Consider the following 12451-nt stretch of genomic DNA (forward strand, 5'->3'; position numbering starts at 1 on the left):
ACGCCGCTCAGGCTAAACTAGCGTAGCGATTGCTTTGTCTAGTTTTGATAAGCCTTCTTCAATTTCTTGTGTGGTGATAACCAGTGATGGCGTAAAGCGAACCACGTTTGCACCCGCAACCAATATCATCAGGCCTTGTTCGCCTGCTGCTACTAATACGTCACGTGCACGTCCTTGCCACTCATCATTCAGCGCAGCGCCTAACAATAGGCCTTTACCGCGAACTTCACTGAATATTTGGTATTTGTCGTTAATCTTAGCTAGCCCTTCACGGAACATTGCTTCACGCGCTTTCACGCCTGCCAAAGTTTCAGGTTGGCTAACAACATCAACAACCGCTTCAGCAACAGCACACGCCAGTGGGTTACCACCGTAAGTAGAGCCGTGCGTACCGACTTTAAGGTGCGTAGCGAGTTCTGTAGTCGTTAACATTGCGCCGATAGGGAAACCACCACCTAGTGATTTCGCAGTGCTTAGGATGTCTGGTGTAACACCTAAGCCTTGGTATGCGTAAAAGTTACCAGTACGGCCATTACCTGTTTGCACTTCATCAAAGATAAGCAGCGCATTGTGTTTGTCACACAGCTCACGAACTGTGTTCACGAACTCAGATGTTGGAGAGATGATACCGCCCTCGCCTTGCAGAGGTTCCATCATGATTGCACAAGTGCGATCAGAGATGTGCGCTTCTAGCGCTGCAATATCGTTGTAAGGCAGGTGCGTAACATCGCCTGGTTTAGGACCGAAACCATCAGAGTAAGCTTCTTGACCACCAACGGTTACTGTAAAGAAAGTACGACCGTGGAAACCTTGTTTGAATGCAATGATTTCAGATTTCTCAGGACCGTGAACGTCAGCAGCCCAACGACGAGCTAACTTCAGCGCAGCTTCATTCGCTTCAGCGCCAGAGTTAGCGAAGAATACTTTTTCTGCAAAACATACGTCTGTTAGCTTTTTAGCTAAGCGTAATGCAGGTTCATTGGTCATTACGTTACTTAAGTGCCAAAGCTTATTTGCTTGCTCAGTAACGGCATTCACCATTGCTGGGTGACAGTGACCCAAACAGCTCACAGCGATACCACCAGCAAAGTCGATATATTCTCGGCCTTGTTGGTCCCAAACGCGTGCGCCCTCCCCTTTTACCGGGATCATTTCCATTGGGTTATAACAAGGCACCATCACCTCATTAAAAAGACTACGTTCTACATTATTTTCCACTGTCATCGTACATTCCTTCTCGATACCGCAAGCTTCGCAAATAAGCGTAATGGTTCATAAGTGAGACAAAGATATTTTGTCCCGCCATAATCCCGCTGCAGCATTATATTTACATTTAATTAACCTTTTCAATAGTAGATTATTCTTTAGCCATCACTCACTACCAGCTAAACATCACTACCTATGACTATTTATGCATCAATTAATCTGTTTTATGAAGCTTTTTTTACCTAAACGCATGACAGGCAACAGCAAAGCCTTACTGGCACTGCGGTATATTGGGTTCGAGAGGAAATAAGGCGAATAATATTGCATAGACTAAAAACTTAGCCTGAAGAGGGAGAAATGTTATAAAAGGTGATCAGCGTCAGAGGGATAGAGACGCGTAGTGCCCCGAATTTAAACGCTTAACAAGTAAGTTGATACGTTTAACTGGCTTACTAACACGGATAAAGAGTCGAATTAAAACACTCAACGTGCCAAGAAGTTAGCGAGAAGCTGATGTCCTTGCTCTGTTTTAATCGATTCCGGGTGAAACTGCACCGCATCAATCGGCAAGGTTTTGTGTTGATAACCCATGATTTCATCCATGCTGCCATCTTCAAATTCCGTCCATGACGTCAATTCAAAGCAATCCGGTAGCGTGCCATTTTTCACGACTAAAGAGTGGTAACGCGTTACGGTCAGAGGATTATTAAGCCCTTGAAAAACGCTTTTGCCGTTGTGACGTATAGGAGAAGTTTTACCATGCATCACTTGTCTAGCTCTTACCACTTCACCACCAAAAACTTGGGCAATGGCTTGATGACCCAGACACACACCCAAAATAGGCAATTTACCAACGAAGTGTTCAATCACCTGTAGAGAGATTCCCGCATCATCAGGCGTGCAAGGGCCCGGCGAGATAACAAGATGGCTAGGATTTAGCGATTCAATACCTTCGATATCAATCTCATCGTTGCGTACAACTTTCACAGTGACCCCTAACTCACAGAAGTACTGATACAAGTTATAGGTAAAAGAGTCGTAGTTATCGATGATAAGTAACATGGGTCGAAATCGTTTGCTAAATACTAAATGATTGGGAGATATAGGGGCGGTATTGTGCAATACCCATGGCGAAAGGCAAGTGGAAACTGCATTTCGCCAATAATTAAGGCCAACCTAAGTTGACCTTAATTGTTTACAGATAACTTTCAGTTACCTGAATTAGCTTGTATGACTTATGGCTAATCTATTTGCGAGTACGACGGCGTAGGAAGCCAAAGCCGAACAGAGCAAATAAACCGCTTAGACCAAATGATGCACCTGATTTCGAACTGGTTTCAACGTTTTCTGTAGAGGCTTCACTAATAGTGATATCTGCAGAAACTGTTGATTTCACGGTACCCGCACTGTCAGCCAATTCTTGAGTCATAACATAACTAGCTTTTTCTGGCTCTTTATCAAAGCTAACTTGTACAACACCTGCATCAACATCTGGTTGAGTTAAAGTAGTTGAAGCTGTTAGATCATCAGAAGCAGCCATTGCTTTTAATGCCGCCTGGCTTTTCTTCGCTAAACGAACCGTCACAACATCTCCAACAACAGCCTCTTCAGGTAAGTAATATTCAACCTTCAGTTTTTCGCCTTTAGCAGGCAATTTGATCTTATTCGATTTCGCGTAATCAAGAGCAATGATCACTGGATCATGATCCGATGCCGAGAACACATCTGCGTACTTTGGCATCTTGCCCGTATACTTAGATGAATACTCAAACATTGTGCTTTCTGACGCATTGATATGCCAGTCTGTAATTGAGGTTACTTTGTTAGCCAGCGATGGATTTGCTAAAGCATGATCCAAGTTACCTTGCTCACCGCCGTAAGTGTAAGAGAACGTATCAGCTCCGTGGAACTTAGTATTCAAGTTAATGTAACCAAAACCTTTCGTTATGACACTACCCGTAGCTTCATAAGGTTTATTTTCACCAGCGTCATCTTTACCTAATGTAGTAAATGAAGCTGTGCGGATCTCGCGATCATATTTCGCTTCAGAATAGTCAGTTAGAGTAAGAACAGGATCTTCCATGCCATAAGCATTCAAATCACCAATAATCAGCACATCACCTTTAACTGATTTAAGGCTATCGCCTAATACTTTAGTTGCTGAAGTACGGAAGCGATTACACTTACCTTGTAGATCTGCTGGATCAGATTTCTCTTCAAAACTCTGCCACTGCTCAATACAGTGAGAGCCTTTTGATTTTAAGTGGTTAACAACAACCGACAGCGGTACGGTACTACCTTTTGCAGTAAAGGTTTGTAGCAGGCTATGACGCTGATATTTAGAAAGCGCAGTATTTGACTCTTGCGTTCCGTCTTCTTTCGTTCGTGTTAACACATCCGCAGGAATATGCTGCTCAGGAGTAACTATAACTTTCGCTTTGCCTTTTGGTACTACTTTGTCAGCACGGTATAGCATAGCTACCATAATGGCGTCGCTACCAAAGAACTCCCCCTTGGTCATGTCCGCTTTTTTGATTTCTACATAGCTGTAGTGCTTTTTAACGTCATCAATTGTCGCGTTGAGGCCATCGGTTAGATCTTTAAGTGCACTACCATCTCCAAAGCCATTGTTTTCAACTTCCATCAAGCCGATAATGTCAGAATCCATTGCAGCTAGTGCTTTTATAATTTTTGCTTTTTGAAGCAAAAACTCATCATTCACTTTGGCACCACGGTTACAGCCTCTTGAGGCATCAGCATCTGCCTGATCACTACAAGATGCATTCAGCGGCCCACCAATACTGCTGTGGCTATTGAAGTAGTTCAGTACGTTGAAACTAGCAATACGTATATCAGCATTCGTCAGTTCCGGTGCTGCTTTACGGGTCACATCAAAAATTGTGTTACCTTGAGCATCAACAGCTTTTGTTACAAAAGTATCTTTGGTTGCTGTATTAGTCGCGATTAAACGATATTGGCCATAGCTGTAATCTACAACCCCTTGTAGGCCTTCCACGCGAGAACCCAAACGAATGTGGTTTTCTGAACTGCCGTCTTGGTCTGTATCTTTAGCAAAATCAGGGTAGTACGGTATTTCGCCAGAAGCGGCTTTATAATCCGACTCTAGGTAAACTTGGCTTACTGCATTTTTCTTTGCCAGATCGGTTGCTTGTGCACTTTCAGCGGCGAAAACTTGAGTTGGCTTCATCAGTGGCTTCTCATGAGCCAATACCATGTTATTTCGACGACCTGCATAGTCGTAGCTAAAGTTTCGAGTGACAAACAACTTGGAGTCTGCTGACAGCTCTACATTCATGCCCTCGTAACGCTCTAACGCTTGATGCAATGTTTCACCATCGGCAACAACAAACTCTACCGCTGTTGGCGCAGCTTGCGAACTTTGCTTAACAAAGCTATTAGCATCTGATTTCAATTGCGTTCGGTTAAACAGCTCATGCGCCTTACCTTTCACACACACCACATCGCCAGGGGATAAGCCAGTATCTGAACTGCCGGTTTCTACAAAGAGACCTTCGGATGTTTTAGCGTTGTAGTCATCCTCTAGGGCTTGTAAGTAGAAGCCTTTAGTAATGCTTTTCGTTACAGCTGAAACGACACCAGTAACAAAGATATCTTGCTCTGATTCAAATTTACCGTCAGGTATTAGTGGCGAACGATCACCATCCCCCTGAACGGCTTGAATAGAGGTAAACGTTGGAGTAGCACCATCATCGGTACAAGTAAAGGCTGGTGGCGGCTCTGGCGCATCATATCCTAGAGATCCAAGGCCTGTGATGTCATCTTTAACAAGTTCTTTCCACTGTGCTTTATCGTAAGAAGCATTTGACGTCATTGCTTCATCTTTACGGATAAAAGTTTTATCTTTAGCAAAATCAACATCGCCCATAACACCAAACATGTCATGTACTTCACCTTGCGCGTTTAGTAACGCAATCGGATCGTTACCATTAAAGTTAGCTACTGCTCCGTCTTGCTGATTTGCTAGTGCTTTAATTGCATCACTGGCTCTTGAGTGAGCTAACACCCAAACACTTTTTGCGTTAAGTATTTTACCAGTCAAGTCTATTTTAGTATCCCAGATACCACCACCGTTACTTGATTTGGCAAGCGAGAAGCCATCAAGAGAAACCGCGCTGTCACCAGTATTAGCGATCTCAATGGCTTTATTGTAGCTGCCGCCTTCTACGTATTGCGAAATGATGATTTCAGCCGATGCACTCGCGGCAAAGACACTACTCACCGCGAGGGCGATTGCGGTATGGGTAAGTTTGCGTTCCATGGTTATTTACCTTTAATAATGAACTTGATATCGAGAGCAAGCACAAATTCCACTGGTTTATTTGCACTTGCTCTACCAAAGATGGCCATTACTGAACTTTGCCAAACGTGAGACTAAAAATAGGGAAGTCTCTACACATTATGACTTATGGCAAAAATCAGCGTTATTATCTTATTTAGCCAATGTCTCTTTTTTATGAAACACACAAAAGTAATTCAGCATTTTAATGAGAGATTAATCGCTAGTGACTTTTCACTCTTTTGACTCACTGTCCAGTTCCAACAGAACTCGAGGCTAAGCAACATTTTTTTACATAACGTAGTAAAAATTAGAGCTATTACTCATTTTTTGTTTTCATTTTGCTTTATATGATTTGACATTAAATTAGTAATCACTAATAAAAAAGGCCACCCTATTAAAGGTGACCTTTTATTTATAATTAATGATTTTTAAAGTGATTTACATGCCAATCTACGGACGAGTTACAAAACCTACCGCTTCGTATGCTTTTTTCAGCGTTACGGCAGCGCGCTCAGAGGCTTTTTCAGCACCCGCTTTCATTACTGCATCCATATAAGCACGGTCAGCACGGATACGGTGGTATTCAGATTGAATTGGCTCAAGCATCTCAACCAATGCTGCGCCTACATCTTTCTTAAATGGACCGTACATTTCAACGCCTTGGTATTGCGCTTCGATCTCTTCGAACGTTTTACCCGTCGCTGCAGAGTACAGACCCATTAGGTTAGAGATACCCGCTTTGTTTTCCCAATCGTGAGCAATACGTGGTGGTGTTTCTGCGTCAGTCTGCGCTTTGTTGATCTTCTTGATGATCGACTTAGGCTCTTCTAGCAGAGTAATCACGTTCTTACGGTTATCATCAGATTTAGACATCTTCTTAGTCGCATCTTGCAGGCTCATCACACGTGCATTCACTGTTGGAATGTAAGGTTCTGGTACTTGGAAGATTGGCGTTTCAGGACCGTAGATGTTGTTAAAGCGATTTGCGATATCACGCGCTAGCTCTAGATGTTGTTTCTGGTCGCTACCTACTGGCACTTGGTGAGCACCGTAAAGCAGGATATCTGCAGCCATCAACACTGGGTAGTCGTATAGGCCTACGTTTACGTCATTTGAGTGACGTGCAGACTTATCTTTAAACTGAGTCATACGGCTCAGTTCACCCATTTGTGTGTAACAGTTAAGAAGCCAACCAAGTTGAGCATGCTCTGGTACGTGTGACTGAACAAATAGCGTGCTCTTCTTTGGATCAACACCGACAGCAAGACAGATTGCTAATGCGTCTAGAGTGGCTTCATGCAGTGCTTTCGGATCTTGGCGAACCGTAATTGCGTGAAGGTCTACAACACAGTATTGGCAATCGTAATCATCTTGCATCTGTTGCCATTGACGTAGAGCACCCAAGTAGTTACCGATACTTAGTTCACCAGATGGTTGAACACCACTCAATACGATGGGCTTGCTCATGCTTTTAATTCCTTTGCTTGTTCGCTAAGCTCGTTAACTTAGTTTCTTAACGTAGTATCTGAAAAACTTAGCTTCTTAACTTTAAAATAGAAAAGCCGCACAGCTCTTCTGTACGGCTCATCCAGTGTACTCATTGATAAGTATTTTGCTAGTAGGTTAGCTAACTTTTGTCCGCTTTATGCTGAAACTAGAACGACATCTAGTAATTGTGCAATGTTGTCTGCGACATAGTCAGGGTTTGATACTGAAATCGGCTCACCGTGGTTATAACCGTAAGTCAGACCAAACGAGTGGCAGCCTGCGTTCTTAGCCGCTTTGATGTCGTTGCTTGAATCGCCTACCATCAGCATCTCTTCAGCCTTCACATTATGCTTTTCCAGCAACCAGTTCAGCGCTACTGGGTTCGGTTTCTTCTCTGGGAAAGAGTCGCCACCCAACACATCAACAAAGTACTTATCGATACCGTGCTGCGCCAGAACATCTGGTACAAATTTCGAAGGCTTGTTGGTGACAAGCGCCATGGTGAAGCCCGCTTTGTCTAGCTCAGCTAACGTCTCTTTAACCGATGGATAAAGGTGACTCAGCTTATGGCCGCCCTGCTCGTAGAAATCATCAAACAGGATACGCGCTTTCTTCAAAAGATCAGGCTCAAGGCTTGGATCAACCGTAAGATTACGGCTCAATGAACGTCCAATAAGAACATCAGCACCATTACCCACATAGTCGCGAACTTGTTCTTCGCTTACTGAAGAAAAACCCAGTTCCTGACAAGCTTGGTCAGCGGCGACAGCCAAATCAGGCACGCTATCTAACAAGGTTCCATCCAAATCAAAGGCAATCAGTTTTATTGAGCTTAATGACATCTTACTTTCCTATTTATTATGTTCGTCTTATGAGTTGAGCTCCAAGACGTAAAAAAGGGGCCAATTAGCCCCTTAATATTCAATCTATCTGTAGTTTTACGATTATGCGTTTACTTTTGCAAGCTCTGCACGCATCTCATCAATCACTTCTTTGTAATCTGGTTGATTGAAGATAGCTGAACCGGCAACGAACATATCTGCGCCCGCTTCTGCGATTTCACGGATATTATCTACCTTCACGCCGCCATCAATCTCTAGGCGGATATCACGGCCTGACTCATCAATAAGTTTACGAACAGCGCGCAGCTTATCAAGAGTATGAGGAATGAAAGATTGACCGCCAAAGCCAGGGTTCACTGACATCAGTAGAATCATGTCGACTTTGTCTAGGATGTAATCAAGGCAAGAAAGTGGCGTTGCTGGGTTCAATACTACGCCTGCTTTACAGCCGTGTTCTTTAATTAGCTGTAGAGTACGATCAACGTGCTCAGACGCTTCAACGTGGAAGGTAATCATTGATGCACCGGCTTTAGCAAACTCAGGTACGATGCTGTCTACTGGCTTAACCATTAGGTGAACATCGATTGGAGCTGTGATGCCGTAGTCTCGCAGCGCTTTACAGATCGGAGCACCAAAAGTCAGGTTGGGTACGTAGTGGTTATCCATCACATCGAAGTGCACAACATCGGCACCGGCTGCGAGTACTTTTTCTACGTCTTCACCAAGACGAGCAAAATCTGCAGACAAAATCGATGGAGCGATTAGAAAATCTTTCATACCAAACCTCTTAAGAGTGAGTAAATTGCGAATATCACCGCCTTGTGACATCTCGTACACGAATACAAGACTCAATCCCAAGACTATTTGGTGTGCAATTCTACCTAAGCACCTAAGCAGATTCTAGCAGTTCGAAAGATTAGTTTGTGAAAGTACCCGTTGGTCACTCAATTTAATGAGTTTGGGGATTATGCTGACGACTACAATTCTGTTGAAACGTGTTGCTGGTTTTTCTCTTTATGAAAAAGTGCCAGTAACTCATCAACTTTATTACGCCCTGCGCCATTACGGCTAATGGTGCGCTTAACCTTGACCACGTTCAGTTCCGCACCATGGTATAAACGGCGCGTTAAGGTCGTATCATGGTTTGAAATCAAGACAGGGATGCCTCGTTCCATTGCCGCTCTTTCTGCAACATCAGCCAAGGCAGCTTGATCATCTAAGCTGAAGCCATTACCCGCATAAGAGGTAAAGTTAGCAGTACTAGACAATGGCGCATAAGGAGGATCACAATAAACCACACAGCCTTTACGGGCGCGGCTAAAGGTCTCGCTATACCCTTCACAAACAAACGTCGCTTTCTTCGCTTTCTCAGCAAAAAACTCCAACTCAGCTTCTGGAAAGTAAGGTTTTTTATAAGAACCAAATGGAACGTTAAAACCGCCCTTCTTGTTGTAACGACACAGGCCATTGAAGCCAAATCGGTTCATGTACAAGAAAGCTAACGAGCGATACATGACGTTATCTGTACCATTGAACTCAGCGCGAACATCTAAGAACACTTCTCTACGGTTATTCTCCGGACAGAACCAACGCTTCGCTTCAGTGATATAGGTTTCAGGATCGGTTTTAAGTAGATTGTATAGGTTGATAAGATCGGGATTGATATCTGCAAGCAGGTACTGTTCAAAATCAGTATTCAGAAATACTGAGCCGGCACCGACAAACGGTTCTACCAATTTACGAGCAGGTGGCAGGTGACGTTGGATGTCTTCAACTAGGCCATATTTACCACCAGCCCATTTTAGAAAGGCACGCTGCTTTTTCATTTACTGCTCTATCTATCAACTCAAAAATAAGGCTGCGGAATGTAACATATTTTGAGGCTAAGCTCAGGGTTATTTCGCACGTTCTATCTCTCGATGCACTTGATTCATCGATTTTGCCCAAGGTTCCAACTGCTGAAGTGGTTTTGATAACGCACTTACGGCATCTCGCGCGACTTGAATCGTTGGATAATCTTGATAAGTGATAATAAACCACTTAGTGTCATTGCGAAGTGTTGGGTAAATACGAACCTTGTCTTCGACTTCATATTCTTCAATAAAAGACTGAACATCTTCTAATGACGTCATCGCGCTCAACTGTAAGGTATAAGCGCGTGGCGAGATAGCTTGTAACTCTTCGCGAGCAAATGAGAAGGTGATCTTTTTCGTCGGCGGTGTTGATTCCGTTAGGTCAGTATCTTCATCAACTGAAGCTTGTGACTCGTTTTTCGCCGCATCAGGTTGCGCGCTAACCGCGGCACCTGTATTTTCTTCTACGGCAGCATCAATCGCACTGGTATCGGCACTTTTCGGCTTGTCATCAAGCAAGGCATCAACCACATCAGAAGTAATCACCACACGTTGCTGCTCTTGTTTCACCTCGCCAACACTGGCTGTACCTTCCACCACAACCGGTGGTAAAGATGAACTGTCATCGTCAGCACCTTGATAGCTCATGTCAGCTTCGGCTTCAGAATCTGAAGATCCGTCGACTCCGGCTTGCTCGGTACCACTTTCCACTTCAAACGTTGGGATAGCGGTTTGTTCGATGGGAGCGATAAGTGATTGCGCTTTATCGTCAGGGGTTGGTTGACTGAACATCCACCAATAGCCACCACCAATTAAAACCAACAACAAGGCCACCACAATCGCGATATTGATGGGTGAGCCAATAATTGAGCGAATAATAATCCTTTTTTCCACTTTCAATTCTCCTAAAGCCATTAACTCGCCGGGCAAAGGTTGCGCTTTATTAAACGCACGTCGCACGCGAGTTTCAGACTCATCATCAACATATCGAATCACTAGGGATTCAAAGAAATGTTCCGCTTCTGGTTGAGAAAGATCATCGATTTCGAGGTCGATAGGCTTGTGTGGTTGCCCGTAACTAAGACGTGTTAGTAGCGTGTCTAGATGGCCAATTTCCGAGAAGAGAACGATATTAATCGTCCATTGAGGGTTTGATTGAGCTTCAAGTACCAACATCCATAATTCGGATACCAATAGCTCAGACAGTCGATGGGCATCATCTACAACGATAACCACATTACACGACTCTCCATCCAGTAGCCTTGCGAGGCTATCTGATAAAGAATCATGTTGATTAAACAGGGGATCAGAAACAATTTGGCTAAGAATAAGCGCGCGACGTTGTTGATCGTCTTGGCTTGGGTGACAAAGCAGTAAGCACTGATTTTTTTCTGTCGACCACGCCTCAAGATAACGTTGAGCCAACCAAGATCGGCCAGAGCCAGCTTTGCCCGCAACCGTTACAAGGTTTGAACCAAAGTTAGTCAAAAGCTGTAAGCGCTCTAGCAGCTCAACTTGAGACTCTAACTCTAATACTCTTAATTCATGAGCCAAACTCATTGGGGATCCCTACTGATAAGATCGATCAGTAAAACGCTTCAGCAGCCTAGAGTTTAGCTAGGCAACCTCACAACCAAATTTAAAGAGTACGGCAGAAATCAATCGCTTGTTTAATGATGTCTTGAGGCACATCAGCGACCACTTCAGCGGTACCAATACTTGTTGGTAATACCAAACGTAACTGACCAGACAGCACTTTTTTATCACGCATCATGTGCTTCATAAAGTCTTCAAAAGACATGCTTTCTGGCGTATGGATTGGCAGTTTCGCATTCTTGAGTATAGAAATAATTCGCTCAAGTTGCTGCTGAGAGATCAGTCCCTGTAATTGAGCGGTTTTCGCTGCCATTACAGTGCCTGACGACACAGCTTCACCATGTAGCCAATTACCATAGCCTAGTTCTGCTTCGATCGCATGACCAAATGTATGACCTAGGTTCAATAACGCTCTGATTCCTGACTCTTTTTCATCTATAGCAACCACTTCAGCCTTAATTGCACAACAACGAGCAATCGCGGTAATCAGTGCATCTTCATCAAGTTGATAAAGTTTCTCTAGATTCTGTTCCAACCAATCAAAGAAGACTTCATCGTAAATGATGCCGTATTTGATCACCTCAGCAATGCCCGCTGCGAACTCACGCTCAGGAAGCGTTGATAGGCAGTTAGTATCGATGATGACAGATTTTGGTTGGTAAAAAGCGCCGATCATATTCTTGCCAAGAGGATGGTTCACTGCAGTTTTACCACCTACAGAGGAGTCCACTTGAGAAAGAAGGGTCGTCGGGATTTGAATGAAATCAATACCGCGCTGGTAGCAAGAGGCAGCAAAACCGACCAAATCACCGATAACACCACCACCCAAAGCAATCACCACCACATCGCGGCTGTAATTTCCTTCAAGCATGTAGCTCATCACTGAGTTGAACGTTTCAAGTGTTTTGTATTGCTCACCGTCTGGCAACTCTAAAAGAGAAGTTTGACAGCCTACTTGATCCAACAACGATAAAATTTTATCGGCATAAAGAGGCGCTACTGTCACATTACTGATAACAACAACTTTCTGTTTGCCTGATAAAAAAGAAAGGTACGCCGGGTCTTCAAATAACCCGGCGCCAATAGAGATAGGGTAGCTACGCTCAGCTAGATTGACCGTAATCCGTTCCATGGGTTTGCTCTCC

General features: G+C 43.9%; 9 protein-coding genes. All 9 read right to left on the minus strand.

The window, feature by feature from the left end; translation table 11 throughout:
- Window positions 1–12: 12 nt before the first annotated feature.
- On the minus strand, window positions 13–1224 hold the full coding sequence (locus tag AC3CID_RS14345) for an aspartate aminotransferase family protein (protein WP_017073695.1): 1212 nt from the start codon (window positions 1222–1224) through the stop codon (window positions 13–15).
- Window positions 1225–1689: 465 nt separating this feature from the next.
- Entirely contained in the window at window positions 1690–2268 is a 579-nt protein-coding gene (locus AC3CID_RS14350) for an aminodeoxychorismate/anthranilate synthase component II (protein WP_029224873.1), read from the minus strand.
- A 184-nt stretch (window positions 2269–2452) separates the two neighbouring features.
- Window positions 2453–5506, minus strand: coding sequence for an ExeM/NucH family extracellular endonuclease (locus tag AC3CID_RS14355; protein WP_488526692.1), 3054 nt, complete (start codon window positions 5504–5506; stop codon window positions 2453–2455).
- Between the two features lie 471 nt (window positions 5507–5977).
- Window positions 5978–6994 carry a tryptophan--tRNA ligase gene (gene trpS, locus AC3CID_RS14360; protein ID WP_017103608.1) on the minus strand — a complete coding sequence of 339 codons (1017 nt, stop codon included), beginning with the start codon at window positions 6992–6994 and terminating at the stop codon, window positions 5978–5980.
- A gap of 176 nt (window positions 6995–7170) precedes the next feature.
- The gene (locus AC3CID_RS14365; protein ID WP_054548214.1) at window positions 7171–7857 is read right to left on the minus strand and encodes a phosphoglycolate phosphatase; all 687 of its coding nucleotides are present in this window, start codon (window positions 7855–7857) and stop codon (window positions 7171–7173) included.
- 102 nt (window positions 7858–7959) lie between these two features.
- Complete coding sequence (gene rpe / locus AC3CID_RS14370) at window positions 7960–8634, minus strand: ribulose-phosphate 3-epimerase (RefSeq protein WP_029222055.1); 675 nt, start codon at window positions 8632–8634, stop codon at window positions 7960–7962.
- Window positions 8635–8834: 200 nt separating this feature from the next.
- Window positions 8835–9683, minus strand: a complete 849-nt coding sequence (locus AC3CID_RS14375) for a Dam family site-specific DNA-(adenine-N6)-methyltransferase (RefSeq protein WP_065207402.1) — start codon at window positions 9681–9683, stop codon at window positions 8835–8837.
- A gap of 69 nt (window positions 9684–9752) precedes the next feature.
- The gene (locus tag AC3CID_RS14380; RefSeq protein ID WP_065606427.1) at window positions 9753–11270 is read right to left on the minus strand and encodes an SPOR domain-containing protein; all 1518 of its coding nucleotides are present in this window, start codon (window positions 11268–11270) and stop codon (window positions 9753–9755) included.
- Window positions 11271–11349: 79 nt separating this feature from the next.
- A complete protein-coding gene (gene aroB / locus AC3CID_RS14385; protein WP_004729663.1) occupies window positions 11350–12438 on the minus strand; it encodes a 3-dehydroquinate synthase in 1089 nt (362 codons plus the stop codon).
- Window positions 12439–12451 lie beyond the last annotated feature (13 nt).

This window comes from Vibrio sp. QJM3NY_21 (assembly GCF_057785975.1).

Coding starts and splice junctions, on each gene's coding strand:
- AC3CID_RS14345 (WP_017073695.1), bottom strand. CDS start 1,224: ATGACAGTGGAAAATAATGTAGAACGTAGTCTTTTTAATGAGGTGATG.
- AC3CID_RS14350 (WP_029224873.1), bottom strand. CDS start 2,268: ATGTTACTTATCATCGATAACTACGACTCTTTTACCTATAACTTGTAT.
- AC3CID_RS14355 (WP_488526692.1), bottom strand. CDS start 5,506: ATGGAACGCAAACTTACCCATACCGCAATCGCCCTCGCGGTGAGTAGT.
- trpS (WP_017103608.1), bottom strand. CDS start 6,994: ATGAGCAAGCCCATCGTATTGAGTGGTGTTCAACCATCTGGTGAACTA.
- AC3CID_RS14365 (WP_054548214.1), bottom strand. CDS start 7,857: ATGTCATTAAGCTCAATAAAACTGATTGCCTTTGATTTGGATGGAACC.
- rpe (WP_029222055.1), bottom strand. CDS start 8,634: ATGAAAGATTTTCTAATCGCTCCATCGATTTTGTCTGCAGATTTTGCT.
- AC3CID_RS14375 (WP_065207402.1), bottom strand. CDS start 9,683: ATGAAAAAGCAGCGTGCCTTTCTAAAATGGGCTGGTGGTAAATATGGC.
- AC3CID_RS14380 (WP_065606427.1), bottom strand. CDS start 11,270: ATGAGTTTGGCTCATGAATTAAGAGTATTAGAGTTAGAGTCTCAAGTT.
- aroB (WP_004729663.1), bottom strand. CDS start 12,438: ATGGAACGGATTACGGTCAATCTAGCTGAGCGTAGCTACCCTATCTCT.